Origin of the sequence: uncultured Luteimonas sp. (assembly GCF_947492465.1) — a bacterium.
Lineage (GTDB): Bacteria > Pseudomonadota > Gammaproteobacteria > Xanthomonadales > Xanthomonadaceae > Luteimonas.
On the sequence record NZ_CANLNF010000003.1, the window covers coordinates 50,695 to 73,031 of the forward strand.

Annotated in this window: 19 protein-coding genes, 1 tRNA gene and 1 pseudogene; 12 read left to right on the forward strand and 9 right to left on the reverse strand. The window is 71.9% G+C overall.

All coding sequences use genetic code 11. The annotated features are described in order from the left end of the window. Window positions 1–34: 34 nt before the first annotated feature. From prmA to purD, 7 genes are all read left to right on the forward strand, one after another. Window positions 35–952 carry a 50S ribosomal protein L11 methyltransferase gene (prmA, locus tag Q0863_RS08380; RefSeq protein ID WP_298577197.1) on the forward strand — a complete coding sequence of 306 codons (918 nt, stop codon included), beginning with the start codon at window positions 35–37 and terminating at the stop codon, window positions 950–952. A 478-nt stretch (window positions 953–1,430) separates the two neighbouring features. After that, complete coding sequence (locus Q0863_RS08385; RefSeq protein ID WP_298577198.1) at window positions 1,431–2,204, forward strand: DUF3426 domain-containing protein; 774 nt, start codon at window positions 1,431–1,433, stop codon at window positions 2,202–2,204. Window positions 2,205–2,318: 114 nt separating this feature from the next. Then, the gene (gene fis / locus Q0863_RS08390; protein WP_298577200.1) at window positions 2,319–2,591 is read left to right on the forward strand and encodes a DNA-binding transcriptional regulator Fis; all 273 of its coding nucleotides are present in this window, start codon (window positions 2,319–2,321) and stop codon (window positions 2,589–2,591) included. 57 nt (window positions 2,592–2,648) lie between these two features. Next, window positions 2,649–4,235, forward strand: a complete 1,587-nt coding sequence (gene purH, locus Q0863_RS08395) for a bifunctional phosphoribosylaminoimidazolecarboxamide formyltransferase/IMP cyclohydrolase (protein WP_298577201.1) — start codon at window positions 2,649–2,651, stop codon at window positions 4,233–4,235. Between the two features lie 18 nt (window positions 4,236–4,253). Further along, window positions 4,254–5,336: a calcium/sodium antiporter gene (locus Q0863_RS08400; protein WP_298577202.1), complete on the forward strand. Its 1,083-nt coding sequence runs from the start codon at window positions 4,254–4,256 to the stop codon at window positions 5,334–5,336. Beyond that, window positions 5,333–5,731, forward strand: a complete 399-nt coding sequence (locus tag Q0863_RS08405; RefSeq protein ID WP_298577204.1) for a hypothetical protein — start codon at window positions 5,333–5,335, stop codon at window positions 5,729–5,731. The genes Q0863_RS08400 and Q0863_RS08405 overlap by 4 nt, the downstream gene beginning before the upstream one ends. Before the next feature lie 10 nt (window positions 5,732–5,741). Then, entirely contained in the window at window positions 5,742–7,028 is a 1,287-nt protein-coding gene (gene purD / locus Q0863_RS08410; RefSeq protein WP_298577206.1) for a phosphoribosylamine--glycine ligase, read from the forward strand. A 46-nt stretch (window positions 7,029–7,074) separates the two neighbouring features. On the opposite strand, the gene Q0863_RS08415 is transcribed toward purD, so the two are convergent. Continuing rightward, window positions 7,075–8,265, reverse strand: coding sequence for a glycerophosphodiester phosphodiesterase family protein (locus Q0863_RS08415; RefSeq protein WP_298577208.1), 1,191 nt, complete (start codon window positions 8,263–8,265; stop codon window positions 7,075–7,077). Window positions 8,266–8,465: 200 nt separating this feature from the next. After that, window positions 8,466–9,326, reverse strand: coding sequence for a 4,5-DOPA dioxygenase extradiol (ygiD, locus tag Q0863_RS08420; RefSeq protein WP_298577209.1), 861 nt, complete (start codon window positions 9,324–9,326; stop codon window positions 8,466–8,468). 265 nt (window positions 9,327–9,591) lie between these two features. Here ygiD and Q0863_RS08425 point away from each other — a divergent pair, with 265 nt between their 5' ends. Further along, window positions 9,592–11,535, forward strand: coding sequence for an MFS transporter (locus Q0863_RS08425; RefSeq protein ID WP_298577211.1), 1,944 nt, complete (start codon window positions 9,592–9,594; stop codon window positions 11,533–11,535). A gap of 57 nt (window positions 11,536–11,592) precedes the next feature. Here Q0863_RS08425 and Q0863_RS08430 read toward each other — a convergent pair whose 3' ends face one another. The 4 genes from Q0863_RS08430 to Q0863_RS08445 all read right to left on the reverse strand — a co-directional run bounded on the left by Q0863_RS08430 (window position 11,593) and on the right by Q0863_RS08445 (window position 14,709). Continuing rightward, on the reverse strand, window positions 11,593–12,510 hold the full coding sequence (locus Q0863_RS08430; RefSeq protein ID WP_298577212.1) for a cobalamin biosynthesis protein: 918 nt from the start codon (window positions 12,508–12,510) through the stop codon (window positions 11,593–11,595). Between the two features lie 167 nt (window positions 12,511–12,677). Further along, window positions 12,678–13,571 (reverse strand): NAD(+) diphosphatase, encoded by an 894-nt coding sequence (gene nudC, locus Q0863_RS08435; protein ID WP_298577214.1) that lies wholly within the window; start codon window positions 13,569–13,571, stop codon window positions 12,678–12,680. Window positions 13,572–13,574: 3 nt separating this feature from the next. Then, complete coding sequence (gene erpA / locus Q0863_RS08440) at window positions 13,575–13,937, reverse strand: iron-sulfur cluster insertion protein ErpA (RefSeq protein ID WP_298577794.1); 363 nt, start codon at window positions 13,935–13,937, stop codon at window positions 13,575–13,577. A gap of 58 nt (window positions 13,938–13,995) precedes the next feature. Further along, window positions 13,996–14,709 carry a DUF6776 family protein gene (locus tag Q0863_RS08445; RefSeq protein ID WP_298577215.1) on the reverse strand — a complete coding sequence of 238 codons (714 nt, stop codon included), beginning with the start codon at window positions 14,707–14,709 and terminating at the stop codon, window positions 13,996–13,998. A 124-nt stretch (window positions 14,710–14,833) separates the two neighbouring features. Between Q0863_RS08445 and Q0863_RS08450 the strand changes: the two genes are divergently transcribed. From Q0863_RS08450 to Q0863_RS08460, 3 genes are all read left to right on the forward strand, one after another. Next, window positions 14,834–15,415 (forward strand): DUF4126 domain-containing protein, encoded by a 582-nt coding sequence (locus tag Q0863_RS08450; RefSeq protein WP_298577216.1) that lies wholly within the window; start codon window positions 14,834–14,836, stop codon window positions 15,413–15,415. A 246-nt stretch (window positions 15,416–15,661) separates the two neighbouring features. After that, complete coding sequence (locus Q0863_RS08455; protein WP_298577217.1) at window positions 15,662–17,479, forward strand: EAL domain-containing protein; 1,818 nt, start codon at window positions 15,662–15,664, stop codon at window positions 17,477–17,479. A 12-nt stretch (window positions 17,480–17,491) separates the two neighbouring features. Then, window positions 17,492–20,230 (forward strand): hybrid sensor histidine kinase/response regulator, encoded by a 2,739-nt coding sequence (locus tag Q0863_RS08460; protein ID WP_298577218.1) that lies wholly within the window; start codon window positions 17,492–17,494, stop codon window positions 20,228–20,230. A 31-nt stretch (window positions 20,231–20,261) separates the two neighbouring features. Here the strand turns inward: Q0863_RS08460 and bfr are convergent, their stop codons facing one another. The 3 genes and pseudogenes from bfr to Q0863_RS08475 all read right to left on the reverse strand — a co-directional run. Beyond that, on the reverse strand, window positions 20,262–20,732 hold the full coding sequence (bfr, locus tag Q0863_RS08465) for a bacterioferritin (RefSeq protein ID WP_298577219.1): 471 nt from the start codon (window positions 20,730–20,732) through the stop codon (window positions 20,262–20,264). Window positions 20,733–20,973: 241 nt separating this feature from the next. Continuing rightward, window positions 20,974–21,186 carry a bacterioferritin-associated ferredoxin gene (locus Q0863_RS08470; RefSeq protein ID WP_298577220.1) on the reverse strand — a complete coding sequence of 71 codons (213 nt, stop codon included), beginning with the start codon at window positions 21,184–21,186 and terminating at the stop codon, window positions 20,974–20,976. 179 nt (window positions 21,187–21,365) lie between these two features. After that, window positions 21,366–21,857: pseudogene (locus Q0863_RS08475) on the reverse strand (RNA pyrophosphohydrolase); the annotation flags it as partial. Window positions 21,858–22,135: 278 nt separating this feature from the next. Between Q0863_RS08475 and Q0863_RS08480 the strand changes: the two are divergent. Then, window positions 22,136–22,212: transfer RNA gene (locus Q0863_RS08480), tRNA-Met, on the forward strand. The last annotated feature ends 125 nt before the right edge of the window (window positions 22,213–22,337 follow it).

Sequence of the window (22,337 nt, forward strand, 5' to 3'; positions counted from 1 at the left end):
CCGTGACGCGCAGGCCCGCGGCTACACTGTCGCCATGCCATTCCTCGAACTGACCCTGCGCTGCCGCGAGTCCGAGCAGCCGCGCTACGAGCACGCGCTGGACGACGTCGGCGCGCTGGCCGTGACCATGCTCGACGCCGACGCGGAAACGCCGGACGAGCACGCGATCCTGGAGCCGGGCGTGGGCGAAACCCCGCTGTGGGACGCGATCTCGCTGAGCGCGCTGTTCCCGCACGATGCCGACGGCCTGCTGCTGCTCGCCGCGCTGGAAGCCTTCGATCCGGGCCTGGACTGGAGCGGCGCCAGCTTCCGCAGGGTCGAGGATCAGGACTGGGAGCGCGCGTGGATGGACCAGTACGCCCCGCTGCAGTTCGGCACGCGCACCTTCATCGTGCCGTGGAACCACGAGCTGCCCGAGGCGGCGCGCCGGGACGATGCGGCCGTGGTGCGGCTGGATCCGGGACTGGCCTTCGGCTCGGGCACGCACCCGACCACGTCGCTGTGCCTGCAGTGGCTGGACGCGCTGGCGACCGAAGGCCGGCTGCGCGACGCGGCCGTGCTCGACTTCGGCTGCGGCAGCGGCATCCTCGCGCTCGCCGCGCTCAAGCTCGGCGCCGCGCGCGCGGTCGGCATCGACAACGATCCGCAGGCGCTGGTCGCCACCCGCGACAACGCCGCGCGCAACGGCGTGGAGCCGGCGCTGGAAGTGTTCGAACCGGGCGAGGCGCCGGACGGCGCGTTCCCGGTGGTGGTGGCCAACATCCTGGCCTCGGCGCTCGACGCGCTGGCGCCGGAACTGGCCGCGCGCACGGCGCCGGGCGGACGCATCGCCCTGTCGGGCATCCTCGACGGCCAGCAGGACGCGCTGCTCGCGCGCTTCGGCGCATGGTTCGAGGCGCTGTCGGTGGCCGGCGAAGGGGACTGGATCCGCATCGACGGCATCCGCCGGTGAGTCCCGCCGCGGCCCGGCTGCATGGTTGAATAGCCGCATGTTCATCAACTGCCGGCACTGCAACACGCTGGTCGCCACCGACCCGGCCACCGACCTGCCGCCCGAGCGCTGCCCGCGCTGTGCCGGCGTGCTGCGACGGCCGGCGGCTGCGGCCGCCGCGGCGGATGTCGCGGACGGTGGACCAGCCAGTCCACGGGCGCCTGGTGCCCACGCCGCGGCGCCGGCGGCTCCAGCGCGCGGACAGGGACGCGGCGCCGACGTCGCGGCAACCCCTGCCGCGCCGGTGGACGCGCCGGGGCCGGCTCCGGTGCGCGGCGCGACGCCGACCTCCGACCCGGCATCGCCTGCGGCGGACTCCACGGCGACGGCCATGCCAGCGGCGCCCGTTGCCGGGCCATCGACGGCATCGCCGACGACTGCCGCACCCGCAGCCACCGGTGCCGGTGCCGGAACGGCGATCCCGTCCGCGGCGACGCCGATGACGAGCGTCCCGCTCGTGGAGGCGCCGCCCGCATCCGCCCAAGGGCCGGCGCAAGGTCCGGACACCACGCCGGTGGCGGCCGCCGTGCCCGCGCCTGCGCAGGCGCCGTCCTCCTCCGAAACCCGGTCCGCCGCGCCGGATCCCGGCGAGGTCGCGCCACCGGCCGCCGCCACGCCGTCCGCCCCGCCCGCCGCGGACACGCCGCCGCGACAGCCCGCCGCCGCGAACGATGCCGCGGCAGGCTCGCCCGGCGCAGGCTCGCCGGGCTTCCTCGACGGACGCCGCGCCCCGGCCCAAGCCCGCGCCCGCGCGGCCTGGCGACAGCCCGCGGCGGTCGCTGGACTGCTGGTGCTGCTCGGCCTGCAGATCGTGCTTGCCGACCGCGACCGCCTCGCCGCCGACGCGCAATGGCGTCCGCTGGTCGCCGGCGTGTGCGGCGTCCTGGGCTGCAGCCTGCCGCCGTGGCGCGAACCCGACGCCTTCGTCCTGCTCGCGCGCGACGTGCGCCCGCATCCGCAGCAGGCCGGTGCGCTGCGCGCGAGCGCCTCGTTCCGCAACGACGCACGCTGGCCGCAACCCTGGCCGCAAGTGCTGCTCACGCTGTCCGACGTGGACGGACGCGCGGTCGCGGCACGCGCATTCGCCCCCGAGGAGTATCTCGGTGGCGCGCCGGATACGCCCCTGCTCGCGGCCGGACAGTCGGTGGACATCGCGCTGGACATCGGCGAGCCGTCGACCGAGACGGTGTCCTACGCCTGGGACCTGTACTAGACCAACGACGCAGGCGTTCGCATTGTCGACTGCGACCGCGAGGCGCTAGACTCGATCGCCCCGCGATGACCGCCGCCCCGTGCGCCGCGTCGCCCGGCCGCACCGAGCGCCCCATTGAACACCGCAGAACACACCGACTCCGCCATCCGCAGCGCGCCGCGCGCACCGCTGCGCGAACACGTCGCCAATTCGGTGCGACGCTACCTGGGCGACCTCAACGGCAGCGATGCCGACAACCTCTACCAGATCGCGCTGCGCGAACTGGAAATCCCGCTGTTCCTGGAAGTGCTGGGCCACTGCGACGGCAACCAGAGCCGCGCGGCGACCATGCTCGGCATCCATCGCGCAACGTTGCGCAAGAAACTGCGCGAGTACGGCATCGGCTGATCCGCGGCCACGCGCGCAGCTGGCTATAATTCCGCCTCTTTTCCGCGCCGTGCCCCCATGACCCACGATCTCCTGCCCCTGCGCCGGGCACTGTTGTCCGTGTCCGACAAGACCGGGCTGATCGAGCTCGCCACCGCTCTGTCCGGCCGCGGCGTGGCGCTGCTGTCCACCGGCGGCACCGCGAAGGCGATCCGCGAGGCCGGCCTGCCGGTGCAGGACGTCGCCGAGCTCACCGGCTTCCCCGAGATGATGGATGGCCGGGTCAAGACCCTGCACCCGATGGTGCACGGCGGCCTGCTCGGTCGCGCCGGCACCGACGACGCGGTGATGGCCGAACACGGCATCGCCCCGATCGACCTGCTGGTGCTCAACCTCTATCCGTTCGAGACGGTGACGACGAAGGCCGGTTGCACCCTGGCCGATGCGGTGGAGAACATCGACATCGGCGGCCCGGCGATGCTGCGTTCGGCGGCGAAGAACTTCGCGCGCGTGGCGGTGGCGACCTCGCCCGACCAGTACGCCGGCCTGCTCGCCGAACTCGAGGCCAGCGACGGCCGGCTGTCGGCCGCGACGCGCTTCGCGCTGTCGGTGGCCGCGTTCAACCGCGTGGCGCAGTACGACGCGGCGATCAGCAACTATCTGTCCGCCATCACCGACGGCTCGGGCGAGGTACCGGTGCGCGCGCCGTTCGCCGCCCAGGCCAACGGCAGCTTCGTCAAGGTGATGGACCTGCGTTACGGCGAGAACCCGCACCAGCAGGCCGCGTTCTACCGCGACCTGCATCCGGCGCCCGGTTCGCTCGCTACGTTCACCCAGCTGCAGGGCAAGGAGCTGAGCTACAACAACATCGCCGACTCCGATGCGGCCTGGGAATGCGTGCGCCAGTTCGACGCGCCCGCCTGCGTGATCGTCAAGCACGCCAATCCCTGCGGCGTGGCGGTGGGCAGCGGCTGCGGCGAGGCCTACGAGCGGGCCTACGCCACCGACCCGACCAGTGCCTTCGGCGGCATCATCGCCTTCAACCGCCCGCTCGACGCGGCCACGGCGAAGCACATCCTCGACCGCCAGTTCGTCGAGGTGCTGCTGGCGCCCGACTACGACGAGGGCGCGCTCGCGTACGCGAGGAAGAAGGCCAACGTGCGCGTGCTGCGCATCGCGCTGGCGCCGGCGTCGAGCGGGTTCATCGACACCAAGCGCGTGGGTTCGGGCCTGCTGATGCAGACCGCCGACGACCGCGTGGTCGCGCGCGACGAGCTGAAGGTGGTGACGAAGCTCGCGCCGGACGAGGCGCAGTTCGACGACCTGCTGTTCGCGTGGAAGGTGGCCAAGTTCGTGAAGTCCAACGCCATCGTGTACGCGAAGGACCACCGCACCGTCGGCGTGGGCGCCGGCCAGATGAGCCGCGTGTACTCGGCGCGCATCGCCGGCATCAAGGCGGTGGACGCGGGCCTGCAGGTGCCCGGCTCGGTGATGGCGTCCGATGCCTTCTTCCCGTTCCGCGACGGCATCGATGCCGCCGCCGAGGCCGGGATCAGGGCGGTGATCCAGCCCGGGGGGTCGATGCGCGATGCCGAGGTGATCGCCGCGGCCGACGAGCATGGCATCGCCATGGTGTTCACCGGCGTGCGCCACTTCCGCCACTGACACCGGCCTGCCGCGGTGATGCTCGCCCTGCTGTTCGTCGCCGGCCTCGGCTTGCTGCTGATGGGAGCGGAACTGCTCGTGCGCGGCGCTTCGCGCCTGGCGCTCGCGCTGGGCCTCACCCCGATCGTGATCGGACTGACGGTAGTGTCGATCGGCACCAGCGCGCCGGAACTGGCGATCAGCGTCGGCGGCGCGCTGTCGGGTGCGCCGGATCTGGCCCTGGGCAACGTGGTGGGCAGCAATATCGCCAACGTCCTGCTGGTGCTGGGCGTGGTGGCGCTGGTCACCCCGCTGGTGGTGCAGCGCCAGCTGGTGTGGCTGGACGTGCCGATCATGATCGCCGCGTCCGGCGCCTGCTTCGCCATGGCGCTCGACGGCCGCATCGCGCGCTGGGAAGGCGCACTGCTCGTCGCCTGCGCGGTGGCCTACACCGTGTTCCTGGTTCGGCTGGCACGACGCAAGCCCGAGCAGGTGCCCGAACAGCCGGGCGTGGCGGACGGCAAGCCGGTCGGTCTTGCACGCCAGCTGCTGCTGATCGCGGCTGGACTTGCGATGCTGGTGATCGGCGCCCGGCTGCTGGTGCGCGCCGCCACCGAGACCGCGACCGCGTTCGGCCTGAGCGAACTGGTCATCGGCCTGACCGTGGTCGCCGTGGGCACCTCGCTGCCGGAAATCGCCACGTCGATCCTGGCTGCAGTGCGCGGCGAACGCGACCTGGCGGTCGGCAACATCGTGGGCAGCTGCATCTTCAACCTGCTGCTGGTGCTGGGCGCGACCGCGCTGGTGGCGGCCGAGGGCGTGCCGGTGAATCCGGCCGCGCTGCGCTTCGACCTGCCGGTGATGACCGCGGTGGCCGTGGCCTGCCTGCCGATCTTCTTCACCGGCCACTGCATCCACCGCTGGGAAGGCGCGGTGTTCGTGGGCTACTACGTCGCCTATGTCGCCTACCTGGTCATGGCGGCGGCGCGCCATGAGGCGCTGGGCGATTTCCGCGAGGTGATGGTCTACGTGGTGATGCCGCTGACCGCGCTCACGGTGGCGGCGGTCATGCTCGACAGCCTGAAGTCGCGCCGCCAGGCGCGCGGGACGGGTGCGCCATGAGGTCGCGAGCGGCGATGGCGATGGCGGCCGCCTGCGTGCTGGCTGCCTGCGGCGACCGCCCCGATGCGCTGGCAGCGGCGCGCGATGCACTGGGCTCCGACCTGCCGCAGCCCTATTTCGAGGACCTGGTGACCGAGTCGGCCAGCATCGAGGGCCGGCGCCTCGTGCTGCTGGTGCGCAGCCCCGAGGGCGATGCCGTCCGGACCCGCGAACACCCGCAGTTCCAGCAGTTGCGCCAGAGCGAACAGGAAGAGATGCGGCAGCTTTGCGCGCTGCCGCCGGTGCAGGCGCTGGCCGACAGCGATGCGGTGCTGGTGCGGCGCTTCGTCGACCGCCATGACAAGGTCTTCTTCGAAACCACCCTGCCCGCGCGCGACTGCGCGCCCACGCCATGAGGTCCGTATCGTGAAAATCCTGGTCATCGGTTCCGGCGGACGCGAGCACGCGCTGGCGTGGAAGCTGGCGCAGTCGCCGCGCGTGAGCGAAGTGATCGTCGCCCCCGGCAACGCGGGCACCGCAACCGAACCGCGCTGCCGCAACGCCGCGGTCAAGGCCACCGATCTCGAGGCACTGCTGCAGCTGGCGCAGGACGAGGACGTGGCGCTGACCGTGGTTGGCCCCGAGGTGCCGCTGGTGGCCGGCGTGGTCGACCGCTTCCGCGCCGCCGGGCTGCGCATCTTCGGCCCTACCGCCGCCGCCGCGCAGCTCGAGGGCAGCAAGGCCTTCGCCAAGGACTTCCTCGCCCGCCACGGCATTCCCACCGCGTTCTACGCCGTGCACACGCAGGTCGACGCGGCCTTGGACTACATCCGCGAGAAGGGCGCGCCGATCGTGGTCAAGGCCGACGGCCTGGCTGCCGGCAAGGGCGTGATCGTGGCGATGACGCTGGAGGAAGCCGAGGCCGCGGTCCGCGACATGCTCGGCGGCAACGCCTTCGGCGACGCCGGCGCACGTGTGGTGATCGAGGAGTTCCTGGACGGCGAGGAGGCCAGCTTCATCTCGATGGTCGACGGCCGCAGCGCGCTGCCGATGGCCACCAGCCAGGACCACAAGCGCGTCGGCGACGGCGACACCGGACCCAATACCGGCGGCATGGGCGCGTACTCGCCCGCACCGGTGGTGACGGCCGAGGTGCACGCGCGCGTCATGCGCGAGATCGTCGAACCCACCGTGCGCGGCATGGCCGCCGACGGCGCGCCGTTCACCGGCTTCCTCTACGCCGGGCTGATGATCGATGCGGCGGGCGCGCCGAAGGTGATCGAGTTCAACGTGCGCTTCGGCGACCCGGAAACCCAGCCGGTGCTGCTGCGGCTGCAGTCCGACCTCGTCGACCTGGTCGAGGCCGCGCTGGACGGCCGGCTCGACAGCGCGGAGGCGGTGTGGGACCCGCGTCCGTCGCTGGGCGTGGTGATGGCCTCGAAGCCGTATCCGGACTCGCCAGTCACGGGCGAGTCGATCTCCGGGCTCGACGCGGTCCCCGCCGACGCCACGGTCTTCCACGCCGGCACCGCGCTGGACGCCGAGGGCCGCGTGGTGAGCGCCGGCGGCCGCGTGCTGTGCGTCGCGGCGCTGGGCGACTCGGTTGCCGATGCGCAGCGCCGCGCCTATGCCGGCGTGGCGGTCATCCACTGGGCCAGCGCCTTCCACCGCAGCGACATCGGCTGGCGCGCGATCGCCCGCGAGCGCGCCTGACGGCAGCCGCGTCGGCGGAAAGGGCGGGTGCGCCCCCGGTCGAGCCTCAGGATCCCTTGTCGGGAACGGCCCGGACCGCCGACGCAGACGCCTGCAGCGACCGCCGCACCAGCCCCGGGTCGTCCGCGAACACCGCGTCCACGCCCGCGGCGGCCAGTGCGGCGGCTTCGACGGCCGCGCCTGCTTCGCAGCGCAGCGCCTCGCTACCCGGACAGCGCAGGGCCGGCGGCAGGAAGCGGTTTTCCGGACGCAGCGTCCACACGTGCACCGCCAGGCCGGCCGCATGCGCCGACGCCACCAGCGGCGTCGGCGCGGCCAGCGCGCCGCGGGCGTCGAGCGGCAGCACCGCGCGCAGCGGGGGCGCGACCACGTCGGCGTAGCCGGCCATCGCCTGCAGCCCCTGCGGATCGAGCATCTGCCGATAGGTCTGCACCCGCCCTTCGAGCAGCACGTCCCAGGGCGAAGTGTCGAGCGCGCCGATCAGCTGCACCAGGAACACGTTGCGCAGGCCGGCGGCGTCGAGCAGGTCGCGCAGCCGCCGCAGGTTGGCCACCTCGAACGACTGCACGCCCACCGGCGCCGCGCGTGTGTAGGGATTCAGCCGCAGCGACGTCACCAGCGCCTGCTCCGGGTCCAGGCCCCTGGCGTGCAGATGGCTGGACGACTTGATCTCGGGCACCAGCCCGATGTTGCGGCCTTCGCGGCGCGCGGCGTCGGCCACCAATGCGACGATCTCGTCGAACATCGGGATGCGGTAGCGGCCATCGTGCTGCGTGCCGCGCAGCTCGGGCAGCCGCTCGCGCACGCGCAGCTCCAGCAGTTCGTCGATGCCGAAGTCCTCGACGAACCAGCCTTCGACCTGCAGCCCGTCCACGAGCCGGCGCGTGCGCCGCTGCGCGAACTCGGGCCGGCTGGCCACGTCGGTCGTCGACCCCAGCTCGTTCTCGTGGCGCGCCACCAGCACGCCGTCGCGGGTCATCACCAAGTCGGGTTCGATGAAGTCGGCGCCGTCGGCGATCGCCCGCGCGTACGCCTCCAGCGTGTGTTCGGGCAGCAGTGCGCTGGCGCCGCGATGCGCGATTAGCGCCGGGCCGCGCGGCGAGGCTCGCACTGCCTCATGGACCCCGGGGGCCAGCCGCGGCGGCGATGCAAGCACCAGGCAGGACGCCGAAGCCAGCGGCACCATCAGGCACGCGCACAGCAGCTGGCGGAAACGGAGCGGGACAACGGACGGCATGCGGTTCCTCGTTCGATCGGCGGCGACCTCGGGCGCACGCCGGCCGGATTGTGTTCCAGCGACCTGTACGCGAGCGGGCCCTCGCGGACCGCACGTTGCGCAGGCCCGTGGCCAGGGCGCGGCAGCTTGGCCGTGACGCGTTGCCGCCGCTTGATGCGCGCGTGACAGTACGGTGACAGCGCCGGGCGCGCCGCGCAGGACTAAACGTTGGCCTGCTCAGGCGGCAGGCTGGTGTCGATCGGCGCTGCGCCGCCGCCCGCCGGCGACGGAGGCGCGGGGGTCGCGTCCAGGCCATACGACGTCATCGACAGTGAACCGTAGGCATAACCGTCAACCAGCGTGGCTGCCGGCCGTCCCGTGTCCGCGGCCAGCCCGGCGATGTACAGCAGCGGCAGGAAGTGGTCGGTGATCGGCACCGCCATGCGGTAGTCCGGATGCGAGGCCAGGCCCGGAATCCCGTGCGGGGCCTCGGCCATCAGTTCGCGTACCTGCTCGTCGAACCGGCGCGACCAGTCGAACGCGCCATCGGGCTGGTGCCAGTCGATCGCGCGCAGGTTATGCACCACGTTGCCGCTCCCGATCACCAGGATGCCGCGCTCGCGCAGCGTCGCCAGCTTCGCGCCCAGCGCCAGGTGCCAGTCCAGCGGCTTGCGCGTGTCCAGCGACAGCTGCACCACCGGGATGTCGGCATCGGGAAACGCATGCACCAGCACCGACCAGGTGCCGTGGTCCAGGCCCCAGCTGTCGGCGTCGCCACCGACCCGGTCGGGGTGGGCCAGGTCGGCGACTTCCTCCACGAGTTCCGGCAGTCCGGGCGCCGGGTACTGCACGTCGAACAGCGCCTGCGGGAATCCGAAGAAGTCGTGGATGGTGCGCGGCCGCGGCATCGCGGTGACCGCCAGCATCGGCACGTACCAGTGCGCCGAAATCGCCAGGATCGCGCGCGGACGCGGCACCGACGCACCGAACGCGCGCCAGGCTTCGGTATAGCGGTTGCGCTCGAGCGCGTTCATCGGACTGCCGTGACCGAGGAAGGCGGCGGGCATCGGCGACGGGGACATGGCGACTCCAGCGCAGGACCTGCCGCACTCTAGCAATGGCGCGTTGCGCCGGCGTGGTGGCCGCCGGAACGCAGCGTCCGGCAGGCGGCCGCCACGTTGCCCGGGCCGGACAGGACGATGGCGCGCCTGCCTCGGGACCGGACGACGTCGGCGGCAGTCGATGGCGCGATCCGGCTTCGGGCCGGCAACGGGGCGCGACGGCGCGACCAGGGTGACAGCCGCCGCGGCGCGCCCGCTACACTCGCCGCCAGCCACTGGAGGCCGCATGGCGCACGACCCCGAGCACGAGCCCCGCAACCGCCACTCGCAGTTCGACCTGCTGCGCCAGCGCCGCTTCCTGCCCTACTTCACGGTACAGGCGCTGGGCGCGTTCAACGACAACGTCTACCGGCAGGCGATCATCGGCTTGCTCGGGGCGATGGTGCTCGCCGGCGCGATGGCGCCCGACACGCGCGCGCTCTACACCCAGCTGGCGCCTGCGATCTTCATCGTTCCGTATTTCCTCTTTTCCGCCACCGCCGGGCAGGTCGCCGAGAAGCTCGAGAAGCAGCGCCTGATCGTGATCACCACTGCGATGGAGATCACGATCATGTCGCTGGCGGCGATCGGCTTCCTGCTGCAGAACATGCCGCTGCTGCTGGTCGCACTGTTCTGCACCGGCCTGCAGTCGACCCTGTTCGGACCGGTGAAGTATTCGATCCTGCCGTCGGTGCTCAAGCCCGAGGAACTCACCGGCGGCAACGGCCTGGTCGAGATGGGCACGTCGATCTCGATCCTGCTGGGCATGGTCTTCGGCGGCTCGATCTTCCTGCTGGCCGGGGCGGCCGGACCCTACGTGGCGGCGCTTTCGATCGTGCTGCTCGCCGTCGCCGGCAACGTGGTGGCGCGGCGCATCCCGCGCGTGGACGCGGGCGAACCCGGGCTGCGGGTGGACTTCAACATCGTCAGGCAGTCGTGGCGCATCTGGCAGCTCACCCGGCGCCAGCTGGCGGTACGCAACGCGGTGCTGGGCGTGTCCTGGTTCTGGTTCATCGGCACCGTCCTCACCGCGCAGTTGCCGGTGTATGCGGAAGTGAACCTGGGCGGCACCGCATCGCTGTACATCTTCGCGCTGGCGCTGTTCTCGATCGGCGTGGGCGTGGGTTCGCTGCTTTGCGAGAGGCTGTCGGGGCGGACCGTCGAAATAGGGCTCGTGCCGCTGGGCGCGTTCGGCGTGAGCGCGTTCATGCTCGACCTGTACTTCGCGCGGCCGTCCGGCGCGCTTGCCACCGGCATGTCGGTCGGGGAGTTCATCGATGCGGCGGGCAGCTGGCGCGTGATCGTCGACCTGACCGGCATCGGCCTGTTCACCGGCTTCTTCGTGGTGCCGCTGTTCGCGCTGATCCAGAGCCGCACGCCGCGCGCCGAGCTGGCGCGGGTGATCGCAGGCATGAACATCCAGAACGCGCTGTTCATTGTCGCCGCCGCCGTCGCCGGCATCGTCCTGCAGCGGCTGCTGGGCTGGAGCATCCCGCAGCTGTTCCTGGCGCTGGCGATCGCCAATGCGCTGGTGGCGGTGTGGATCTTCAGCATCGTGCCGGAATTCTTCATGCGTTTCGCCAGCTGGCTGATGGTGCGCAGCCTGTACCGGCTGGAGCTGCACGGCATCGAGAAGCACGTGCCAGACGAAGGCGCGGCGCTGATCGTATGCAACCACGTCAGCTACATGGACGCGCTGATCCTGGCAGCCACGATCCCGCGGCCGGTGCGCTTCGTCATGTACTGGAAGATCTTCAACATCCCGGGGCTGCGCTGGATGTTCCGCACCGCGCGCGCGATCCCGATCGCCGGCGCGCGCGAGAACCCGGCCTTGATGCAGCAGGCGTTCGACGCGATCGACGCGGCGCTGGCGGAAGGGGAACTGGTCGGCATCTTCCCGGAGGGCGCGCTGACGAAGGATGGCGAGATCGCCGCGTTCAAGTCGGGCGTGGAGAAGATCCTCGAACGCGCCGCCGCCCGCGGGCAGGTGGTGCCGGTGGTGCCGATGGCGTTGCGCGGGATGTGGAGCAGCATGTGGAGCCGTCGCGACTCGCGGCTGGGCCGCATGCGCGTGCCGCGGCGCTTCCGCGCACGGGTCGGGGTGGCGGCCGAAGCGCCGCTGCAGGATCCGGCCGTCGACGCCGGGCAGCTCGAAGCCAGGGTGCGCGCGTTGCGCGGCAGCGCCGCCTGAGCGGCGCAGGTCTGCGCGGTCGCGCCGACGCGTGCATCAACCACCGGAACTGTCGCCTCAGCTCACCCAGCCGGCGATGACGAAGAGCGCCAGCAGCGCCAGCCACAGCACCAGCGCGCGCCAGACCAGGCCCATCGCCTCGCGCAGTTCCGGCATCGGGCCAAGCTCGCGCACCAGCGCACTGCCGCTGGCCATCCCGGCACCGGCATAGTCCTCGGCTTCGTCGGCGACGCCGCCGCGCACGCTGGCGCGGCCGACGGCGCCGAGGAAATCCGCGTCCAGCCGCAGCGAGGCGCCGCCGGCCTGTTTCCAGGCATAGGCCACGTCCTCGAAATTGCCCACCAGCGCCAGCGACAGCGTCATCAGCTGCGCCACCGGCCAGTCGAGCACCGCCAGCAGCGTACGCGCCGCAGCCACCAGCCGCGGCGGCAGGCCGGCCGCAACCGTGTCCTCGGCCAGGATCGCGAGCAGGCGGTAGCCCAGCGCGCCGACCGGCCCCAGCAGCAGGAACCACAGCAGCACCGCGAACCAGCGCCGCAGCGCGCCGCCGAACACCGCGCCGACCAGCGCCGGCGCGTCCGCCCGTGCCTGCTCGCGCTGCAGAGGCGGCCACAGCCAGGCCGCGGCGGCATGGCGCTCGTCGCCGGTGGAAGCGTCCAGCACCGCCTCCACGTCGTCGTCGAGGTTGCGCGGACCCCAGGCGTGGAACAGCACGACGATGCCCAGCAGCAGCGACGGCAGGCCGAGCCAGTGCCCCGCCAGCAGCAGCTGCAGCAGGCCGACCACGGCCAGCACCGGCAACAGCGCCAGCGCGATCCCGAACGGCCCCCGCCACAGTTCCGACGCGCCGCAGCGAGCGTCGAGCCAGTGCAGCCAGCGCCGGAACCATGCGTGGTTGCGCAGCGACCCTGCCGCGTCGCGCACGAGATGGCCCAGCACCAGGGCGACGACGACCGCGAGCAGGGTGGCGAACATGGCGGGATTCTAGGCCGGGTCGCTGCGACCCGCGAGGGACCCGGCGAGGCGGGCGGCCTGCCGGGCGAAGGCGCCTCGCGGCGCGGGCGTCGCCGGACGGCTGCGCAAGGCCAGGGCCTGCCCCATGTCGGGAATGGCGCGCCAGCCGCCGCGCCCGTCCATCGCACTCAGGACGACGACGCGCCCGCCGGGTCGTACCAGTATTCGATCAGCCAGCGCGAGATCGACAGCCGCGGCGACAGCAGCAGGCCCTGCTCGCCGGTTTCCCCGCGCAGCGCCGCACCGACTTCCTCGCGGGTGAACCAGCGCGCGTCCTCGAGTTCCTCATCGGCCGCGACCGGCGTGTCGGGTTCGGCCTCGGCGTAGAAGCCGAGCATCAGCGAGGACGGGAACGGCCAGGGCTGCGAGGCCAGGTAGCGGCAGCTGCGCACGCGCACCGCCGACTCCTCGAACACCTCGCGCACCACCGTCTGCTCCAGCGTCTCGCCTGGCTCGACGAAGCCCGCCAGGGTCGAATAGCGCCGAGGTGGCCAGTTCGCCTGCCGGCCCAGCAGCAGTCGCTGGCCGTCGCTGACGGCCACGATCACCGCCGGATCGGTGCGCGGATAGTGCTCCAGTCCGCAACCCGCGCAGTGGCCCAGCCAGCCGGCGCGACCGAAGCGCAACACGCCGCCGCAGGCACCGCAGTGGCGGTGCCGCGCGCGCCAGTGCAGCACCGCCCGCGCCTGGGCGAAGGCGGTGGCTGCGCCGGCCGGCCAGGCGGCGGCCGCGGTGCGCAGGTCGATGCGCGGCCCGGCCTCGCCCTCGTCGACCGCGGCGAACCAGGCCTGCTCGCCGTGCAGGCCGAGCAGCAGCGCGGCATCGGCGAGCTGCGGTCGCTGCGCGCCGGTGAGCGGCAGCGGCCCGCCTTCGGCATCGCCGAGCGCGCGGCCTTCGCCATCGAGCAGCAGCAGCCGCGCCTGCGGCCACAGCGCGGCCAGGCGGGCGGAATCGTTGCGCAGGTGTTCGGCGCGGTCCAGGCCGCCGTCGACGAAGGCGAACGGCGAGGGCGCGTCGGCCATGGCTCAGACGGTGAACGAGGACCCGCAACCGCAGGTCGACTTCGCGTTCGGGTTGCGGATGGTGAACTGCGCGCCGTGCAGGCTCTCGGTGTAGTCCACCGCCGCGCCCATCAGGTACTGCAGGCTGAGCGGGTCGACCACCAGGGTCACGCCTTCGGTGACCACGGCCAGGTCGTCCTCGGCCTGCTGCTCGTCGAACTCGAAGCCGTACTGGAAGCCCGAACAGCCGCCGCCCTGGATATAGACGCGCAGTTTCAGCGCCGGATTGCCCTCCTCGGCGATCAGCTGGCGCACCTTGCCGGCCGCGGCCGGGGTGAAGTCGAGCGGGCGTTGCAGCGAGAGGTAGTCGGGGGCGGCCTGTTCCATGCGGTCAGGATGGGGCGGCACGGGGCCGACTTCAAGCCGCGCGGCGCGGATGCAGCGTTCAGCCCGCGGCGGCGCCGGCCACCTCGTCCCAGGGCAGGGTCTGCTCGACGGCCGGACCGGAGGCGGGCGCCAGGCGCACGCGGATGCGCAGCGGGGCGAAGTCCGGCGGAAGCATGATCTCGCCCTCGACCTGCTGGAAATACTTGAACGAGTACTCCACGCCGGCCGCGTCCGGGTCCTGCCGCAGCGCCGCCCAGTCCAGCTGTTCCAGTCGCCCATCGCGGGTGCCTTCCAGCGCCAGGCTGAGCCGGCCGCTGCTGACTGCGCCGCGGTTGAGGTTCTGGGTCAGGGTGGCGGTGTAATGCCAGGCCTGTCCGCTGCGCGGGCTGAGCGCCAGTTCGTGCACGGTCAGCCCGCGCCGCTGCGCGGTGGATCCGACGAAGCGTTCATAGAAGGCGACGTCGGCGCGCAACGCCGAGATCTCCTCGTCGCGCTCGGCCAGCGTGCCCTGCAGGTCGCGGTTGGCCTCGCGGCTGATCTGGTCCGATCGCGACAGCGTGGCGACCTGCTGCGCCAGCGCCTCGACCTGCGCCTGGTCGCCGCCGGCGTCCGCGGCCGGCCCCACGACCACCTGCCACACGCCCCACACACCGAACGCGAGCGCGGCCACGAACACGGCCAGCACGGCATAGGAGGCGCCCTGGACGTGCGCGGGCACGGTCGCGCCGGCGGACGCTTCGGCCTTTGGCGCGGTGGAGGGGGAATCGCTCATCGCCACCGGTATATCGAGACGGTCGCCGCCGCGTCAAGGCGGCCCGCCCCTATACTCAGGCGGACAGGCGCCGTCACGGCAGCCACGTTCAGCCGGTCGCCGGCTTTGTCGCGAGGAGTCCGCCATGACCGAAGCCCACCTGTTCGCCGTCGGCGTGCTGCTGGCCTGGCTGGCCGGGATCCGCGCCTACCTCACCGTGTTCGGCGTCGGCATCGCCGGGGCGCTGGGCTGGCTCGACCTGCCGCCGGCGCTGCAGGCCACCACTTCGCCCTGGGTGCTCGGGGTGTCGGGTGCGCTGGCGCTGACCGAATTCCTGGCCGACAAGATCCCCGGCATCGACTCGGCCTGGGACCTGGTCCAGACCCTGGCGCGGGTGCCGGCCGGGGCCTTCCTCGCCGCGGCCGCGCTCTCGCCCGACGGCGAGCTGGGCGCCGGCATGATGGCCGCCGGCGCCGGGGTCGCCCTGACCAGCCACGCGGTGAAGGCCGGGTCGCGCGCCCTGCTCAACACCTCGCCCGAGCCGGTGAGCAACTGGACCGCCTCTGCGACCGAGGACGTGGTCGTGGTGGGCGCGCTGGCCCTGGCCTGGTCGTATCCGTGGCTGGTGCTGGCCGTGGTGGTAGGCCTGGGCCTGGGCCTGGCGCTGCTGTTGTGGTGGGTCTGGCGACGGTTGTTCCGGCGCGCGCCCCGGCCCGCGCCGGGCTGAGCCTGCGATCACGGTTTGGGCCGCACGCGTGCGGCCCGTGCGCCACGCCTGCGCGCGGATCCGCGGGCGACGTGCGATAGTCCCCGGCCCGCGCGTTCGCGATAATGCCGGCAACAGGGGGATCTGGAATGGACCACGTGGCGGCTCAGGCCGGCCCGTCGCTGCTTTGCCTGCCATCGGCGCGCCCGCGCGCCGCAGCCGCGCGCGCGGTTGCCCCTGCAGGGGCTTTGCGGCAAGGTTCCCGTGGTGTCTGACGCCAACAATCGCCAACGCGCGGAAGTTCCGCCCACCGGGTTCTGGCGCCGCTGGTGCGCCGATGCGGCGCCGGCGGTGCTGCCGCGCGTGGACGCGCCGGCCACGGGCGAAATCATGCCTGCGCCCGCCCAGGCCCCGGCCGAGCCCGGGCGCGAGTCCACCGCCTACCGCGTGCTGGTGGTCGAAGACGATCCCAGCCAGGCGCTGTTCGCCGAGAGCGTGCTCAATGGCGCGGGCATGGAGGCGCGCGTGGTCTCGATCACCAGCGAGGTGATGGACGCGATGCGGCAGCTGCGGCCCGACCTGGTGCTGATGGACCTGCACATGCCGGGGCTCGACGGCGTGGAGCTGACCGGGCTGATCCGCGGTCATCCCGATTTCGCGACGACCCCGGTGGTGTTCCTCACCGGCGACGAGGATCCCGAGCGCCGCTTCGAAGTGCTCGACGTGGGCGCGGACGATTTCCTGCGCAAGCCGGTGCGTCCCCGCCACCTGGTGTCGGCGGTGCAGAGCCGCATCCTGCGCGCGCGCATGCTGCAGGCCGCCGGCAACGGCGCCCGCCATCCCGCGACCGGACTGCATACCCGCCCGCAGATGCTGCAACTGCTGTCGGCCGGCGTGCCGGGCGCGCAGTCGGGCGCGGCGCTGTTCGTCGAGATCGCCGGCACCGCCGCGTTGCGCGACCGCTTCGGTTATGCCGCGCTGGAAACGCTGCTGACCGACGCCGGGCGCCGCCTGGGCGAGATCTGCGACGGCCACGCCGCCTCGCGCCTGAACGACAACACCTTCCTGGTGTTCGCCACCGGTCTCGACGCCGCCGCGCTGCCGCCGCTGGCGCGCCAGCTGCGCGATGGCCTCGGCGAACACGGCTTCAGCGTCGGCGACGAGCAGGTGCGCCTGCGCGCGGTGGTCGGTTACGCGGACCTGGCCCTGGGCTTCGACGATGCCGGCGCCGCCCTGTCCGCGGCGGAGGAGGCGCTGCGCGCCGCCCGCGGCCACCCGCACGGCGTGGCGGCGTGGGCGCGGCCGGTCTCGGCCGACGATCGCGAACTGGCGGCGGTCGAACAGTCGCTGCGCGAGGCGCTCGCCTCCGGCAGCCTGCTGGCGGCCTTCCAGCCGATCGTGGCGGTCGCCGGTGGTGACGAGGCCCAGTACCAGGTCCTGCTGCGGCTGCGCGGCCGCGGCGACGAACTGCATCCGGCCGGGCGCGTGCTGCAGGCGGCCAGCCGCATCGGCGCCACCCTGCAGGTGGACCGGCGCATGGCTGAGATCGCGATCGGCGCGCTGCGCCGCCAGCGCGAGGAGCAGCGCACGCTGCGCCTGTTCGTGACCCAGTCCCCGTCCACACTCGCCCACGACGGCCATGCGCAATGGCTGCTGCAGTCGCTGGCCGAGGCCGGGGTGGATGGTGCCTCGCTGGTGATCGACGTGCGCCAGGACGATGCACTGGTGCATGCGCTGTCGCTGCAGGAATTCTGCGGCGCGATGGTCTCGGCCGGCGTGCAGCTGTGCCTGAGCCAGTACCGCCACGGCCCCGAGGCCAACGCCCTGCTCGGCCAGCTGCCGCTGGGCTACGTGCGCCTGGATCCACGCTACTCGCACAACCTGGACAATACCCCGGCGCGCGACGAGATGCGCAGCGCGATCGATTTCGCGCACCGCATGGGCCTGCAGGTGATCGGCCAGCAGGTCGAGGACGCGCAGTCGGCCGCGACGCTGTGGATGACCGGCGTGGACTTCATCCAGGGCAACCTGGTGCAGCGCCCGGCCGGCGACCTCCAGTTCGATTTCCACACCTCCGTGCTCTGAGGAGAACCGGGTATGGCGCTGATCAGCAACGCCCGTCCCTCCAGCGTGATGTTGCGATGGTTCACCCTGGGCGCCGCCGGTGGCGCTGCGCTCAGCCTGGTGCTGCACGTGCTGGGCATGGAAGGGCCGTGGCAGGGCTTCGCCCTGGTGCTGGCGCTGCTGGCGGTGTTCGCCTCGATCGCGGTGTTCTACAACCTGCGCACTCGCGACACCGAGCTGCGCGAAGCCCGCGAGCGGGCCGACCGCGACGAAGCGGTGCTGGCCGAACTGCATCGCGAACTCGAACGCCACGCCCAGCTCGAACAGGAGCTGCGCCTGGCCAAGCAGGCGGCCGAGTCGGCGGTGATGGCCAAGGGCGAATTCCTGGCCACGATGAGCCACGAGATCCGCACGCCGCTCAATGGCATCGTGCCGATGCTCGACCTGCTGATGCATGCGCGGCTGGCGGCCGACCACGCCGAACTGGTGCGCACCGCCTACCTGTCCTCGCAGCAGATGCTGCGCATCGTCGACGACATCCTCGACTACTCCAAGCTCGAGGCCGACAAGCTCGAACTCGAGACCACCGGCTTCAACCTGCGCGAAGTGGTCGAGGGCGTGCTGCAGCTGATGGAGCGGCCGGCGCAGAGCAAGGGCCTGCGCATGCACATGCAGATCGACCCGGGCGTGCGCCTGCCGGTGCGGGGCGACCCGGTGCGGCTGCGCCAGGTGCTGGGCAACCTGGTCAGCAACGCGGTCAAGTTCACCGATCGCGGCTCGGTCACCATGTCGCTGCGCAAGCTCGGCGAAACGCCGACCCAGCACCAGCTGCGGTTCGAGGTGCGCGACACCGGCGTGGGCATTTCGCAGGCGGCGCAGGGTCGGCTGTTCCAGGCCTTCAGCCAGGCCGATGCCTCGACCACGCGCCTGTACGGGGGCACCGGCCTGGGCCTGGCGATTTCCAAGCGCATCGTGGACCTGATGGGCGGACGCATCGGCGTCGAGTCCGAACCGGGCCTGGGCGCCACGTTCTGGTTCGAGATCCCGCTGCTCAAGGTACAGGGCGACATGCAAGCCGAAGAGACCAACCCGCAGGGCGGCCGCCTGCTGCTGCTCAGCGCCGACCCGCGCCTGCGCCTGCGCCTGAGCATGCTGCTGCCCAACTGGGGCCTGCGCGTGACCTCGGTCGAGACCACGCACGAGGCGCTGGAACGGCTGCGCAACGCCGCCAACCAGGGTCCGCCGTGGGCCTACTCGATCGTGCTGGCCGACCTGTCGGGCATGCGCAACACCGCCCTGGCGCTGCACCGCAACCTCGGCCGGCAGAGCGTGTACGGCGAGCTGCGGCTGGTGTGCATGTACGGCGACGATCCGGTGCCCGACGAACTGCAGCGCAGCGTCACCCTGCTCAGCCGGCAGAGCCCGGACGCCAACCTGCGCGCGGCTCTGTTCGAAGCGCCCTCGGGAACGGCATCGGCGCCCGCGACCGCCGCTGCGGACACCACGGGCGCCGCGCCGCCGCCGGCGGCTGCCGCCGCATCGATGGCCCCGGACCCGGACCGGCTCTCCCTGCGCAAGCCGCGGGTGCTGCTGGTGGAGGACAACCCGGTCAACCTGATGGTCGGCCAGCGCCTGCTCGGGGTACTGGGCATCACCTGCGACACCGCCAGCAACGGCGAGGCCGCGCTGCTGCGCATGTCCGCCTCGCGCTACGACATCGTGTTGATGGACTGCCAGATGCCGGTGATGGACGGCTACACCGCCACCCGGCGCTGGCGCGAGGACGAGGAGGCCGCCGGCGACGGGCGGCGCCTGCCGATCATCGCGATGACCGCCAACGCCATGGCCGGCGATCGCCAGAAGTGCCTGGACGCCGGCATGGACGACTACCTGCCCAAGCCGGTGACCCGCAGCGAGCTGGAACGCTGCCTGCACCGCTGGTGGGACCCGGAGCAGGTGGTGTTGCCCTCCGGATTCGCCGGCCTGGACGAGCAGGACGCGGGAGCCGGGCCGGTGCCGACGACCCTCGACGCCCAGCTGCTCGGACTGCCGACCGGCGATCCGCCGGCCCCGACGGCGGCAGCCGGGCTACCGGAGATGGCCGTGGCCGAAGCGGTCGCGGGCGGCGCGCTGCCCGCCCAGGCGCTTTCGGTTGCGGTGGAGTTGCCGGACCTGGCCATTCCGCAGCCGCTGCCGGTGGCCGCGACCGCCGTCCCCGCGCCGCAAGCCGTGCCGCAGCCCGCGCCGGCCGTGGCCCCCGCCGCGCCGGTCGCCGAACCTGCGACCGTCGTACCCGCCCCGCCCCGTCGCACCGAACCGGCCCCTTCCGCGGCACCCGCCACGCAGGGCACGCCGACCGCGCCCGCGCCCGGCGTCGCCGCGGCACCGGCACCGGCACCGCCCGCACCGCAGCGGGTGCTGGCGCCGGTCCTCGATCCCACGATCCTGGAAGACCTGCAGGCCATGCTCGGCGACGAGGTCGAGCGCCTGGTCGACGTGTTCCTGGAAGACACGCCGCGGCTGGTCAGGGCGCTTGAGAGTGCTGCTGCCGGTCCCGACTACGACGCCCTGCGCGAGGCGGCGCATTCGCTGAAGTCGTCCAGCGCCAACCTCGGCGCGATGTCGCTGTCGGCGGCGGCCAAGCGGGTCGAACTGGCCGCGCGCGAACGCTCGCTCGAGCGTCCCGCCGTGGCGGTGGCCCTGATCGCCAACGAGTTCGCCCGCGCCCGCCAGCAGTTGCTCGCGCGGCGCGCGGCGACCCAGCAGGCCTGAGACACGCGCGTGCCGGAGGCCCGGCGCGCGCTCAGTCCTCGATCTTGCTCTGCAGGTAGTTCTGCTCGCCGATGCGTTCGACCAGGTCGAGCTGGGTTTCCAGCCAGTCCACGTGCTCTTCCTCGTTCGCGAGGATGTCGGCGAACAGCTTGCGGCTGACGTAGTCGCCGGCGGTCTCGCAGTACGCGATCGCCTCGCGCAGCACCGGGATGCCTTCGAGTTCGAGCGCCAGGTCGCAGCGCAGGATCTCGATCGGATTCTCCCCGATCTTCAGCTTGCCCAGCGCCTGGAAGTTGGGCAGCCCCTCGAGGAACAGGATGCGCTCGGACAGCACGTCCGCGTGCTTCATCTCGTCGATCGATTCCTCGTACTCGTGCTTGGCCAGTTCCTCCAGGCCCCAGTTCTTCAGCATCTTGGCGTGCAGGAAGTACTGGTTGATCGCGGTCAGCTCGTTGTAGAGCGCCTGGTTGAGATAGCGGATGACCTGTGCGTCGCCTTTCATCGGGTGCTCCCTGCGGCCTGAGACGGGCACTCTAGCGCCGTGCGGCCGGTTTTGCCGGAACGGGAATGGAGTGCATCCGCGTCGCGCGCCCTGCAGGTCGCACGTTGGCCGCTTTCACGACCGCAGGGGACGCGACAGCGAGCCTTCATCGCAGCGAGGTGCAGGCGATTGCAGGACGCTGCAGTCGGTGCGGGGTCGGACCTCGCGCACCCATCGCGGCCCGCAGGCCGCGGCGTGCCTCTCAGGCCGCGCGTGCGACCAGGGGCAGCGAGACCAGCAGACCCGGCGCTGCCGGGCGGGCTTCCTCGAGCAGGGCCGTGGCGGTCTCGACGCAGCTGCCGCAGCAGGCGCCGACGCCGGTGCGCATCGTCAGTTCCGACAGCGTGCCGCAACCGGCTTCGGCGGCGCGGCGGATGTCGTGGTCGGTAATGCCATTGCAGATGCAGACGTACACGGCGCGAACCATGGGGTCGGACAGGCCACCATTGCGCCAGACATGAGAATGATTGTCAATACTGCCAGCGCTCGTATTCAGCGGCCACCGCGCTAGTCGCGCCGGGCCGGCTGCCGCATCGCGCCGCGCGGCGGCCGGCGGCGACCTTCGTAGGCCCTTTGCTCCAGAACGACCGGCGGGATCGCCGTCGGCCCGGCGATCTGCCGCGCGAACGGCGCCAGGTGGCGCAGCGCGCTAGCGTAGACACCACGCTTGAACATCACCACGTGCTCGACCGGATACCAGAAGTCCACCCAGCGCCAGTGGTCGAATTCGGGCTTGGCGGTCAGGTCCAGGCGCAGGTCGCTCTCGGCCCCGGTGAACTGGAGCAGGAACCAGACCTGCTTCTGGCCGATGCACACGACCCGGTCGTTGCGGCGGATGGCGTTGCGGGGCAGCCGGTAGCGCAGCCAGCCGGGGGTCACGCCGAGCACCGCCACGTGGTCGGGCAGCAGGCCGGTTTCCTCCCGCAGCTCGCGATACATCGCCTCGATGGGCGTCTCGTCGCTGTTCATCCCGCCCTGCGGGAACTGCCAGCCATCGCGCCGCACCCGCCGCGCCCAGAAGACGCGGCCGTCCGGATGCATCAGCACGATGCCGACATTGGGGCGATACCCGTCCGGATCGATCACGATGCGGACTCCAAAGATCTACTGCCCCCGACTCTGCCACGACTGTCACGAAAGTGACAGCCCGGGGGACCGGCGTTGACGCCGCGCCTCCATCCCCGGACAATACGCGGCTCGCCGCCCTGCGGCGGGCCGTTGGCTATGTAGCTCAGCCGGTTAGAGCACAGCACTCATAATGTGAGGGTCATGGCGGTACAGTTTGAAATTCTGGCTATGTAGCTCAGCCGGTTAGAGCACGTCACTCATAATGTCAGGGTCATAGAGACGAAATCTGAAAACTTGGCTATGTAGCTCAGACGGTTAGAGCGCGAGACTCATAATCCCGAGGTCGGTGGTTCGATTCCACCCATAGCCACCAGATTTTGCGGTAAGAACAACGTCTTACACCTCAAAAGCCCGCCATCGATGCGGGCTTTTCTGTGACAGAACGACTGTCACAAGCAGATTGGGGGTCGCTTCTGAAAGACCCTCGTCACCCCTCCC

Bases quoted from the DNA above. Each gene is read 5' to 3' on its own strand.
- prmA (WP_298577197.1), top strand. From the start codon at position 35: ATGCCATTCCTCGAACTGACCCTGCGCTGCCGCGAGTCCGAGCAGCCG.
- Q0863_RS08385 (WP_298577198.1), top strand. From the start codon at position 1,431: ATGACGAGCGTCCCGCTCGTGGAGGCGCCGCCCGCATCCGCCCAAGGG.
- purH (WP_298577201.1), top strand. From the start codon at position 2,649: ATGACCCACGATCTCCTGCCCCTGCGCCGGGCACTGTTGTCCGTGTCC.
- Q0863_RS08400 (WP_298577202.1), top strand. From the start codon at position 4,254: ATGCTCGCCCTGCTGTTCGTCGCCGGCCTCGGCTTGCTGCTGATGGGA.
- Q0863_RS08405 (WP_298577204.1), top strand. From the start codon at position 5,333: ATGAGGTCGCGAGCGGCGATGGCGATGGCGGCCGCCTGCGTGCTGGCT.
- Q0863_RS08415 (WP_298577208.1), bottom strand. From the start codon at position 8,265: ATGCCGTCCGTTGTCCCGCTCCGTTTCCGCCAGCTGCTGTGCGCGTGC.
- ygiD (WP_298577209.1), bottom strand. From the start codon at position 9,326: ATGTCCCCGTCGCCGATGCCCGCCGCCTTCCTCGGTCACGGCAGTCCG.
- Q0863_RS08425 (WP_298577211.1), top strand. From the start codon at position 9,592: ATGGCGCACGACCCCGAGCACGAGCCCCGCAACCGCCACTCGCAGTTC.
- Q0863_RS08430 (WP_298577212.1), bottom strand. From the start codon at position 12,510: ATGTTCGCCACCCTGCTCGCGGTCGTCGTCGCCCTGGTGCTGGGCCAT.
- nudC (WP_298577214.1), bottom strand. From the start codon at position 13,571: ATGGCCGACGCGCCCTCGCCGTTCGCCTTCGTCGACGGCGGCCTGGAC.
- erpA (WP_298577794.1), bottom strand. From the start codon at position 13,937: ATGGAACAGGCCGCCCCCGACTACCTCTCGCTGCAACGCCCGCTCGAC.
- Q0863_RS08445 (WP_298577215.1), bottom strand. From the start codon at position 14,709: ATGAGCGATTCCCCCTCCACCGCGCCAAAGGCCGAAGCGTCCGCCGGC.
- Q0863_RS08450 (WP_298577216.1), top strand. From the start codon at position 14,834: ATGACCGAAGCCCACCTGTTCGCCGTCGGCGTGCTGCTGGCCTGGCTG.
- Q0863_RS08460 (WP_298577218.1), top strand. From the start codon at position 17,492: ATGGCGCTGATCAGCAACGCCCGTCCCTCCAGCGTGATGTTGCGATGG.
- bfr (WP_298577219.1), bottom strand. From the start codon at position 20,732: ATGAAAGGCGACGCACAGGTCATCCGCTATCTCAACCAGGCGCTCTAC.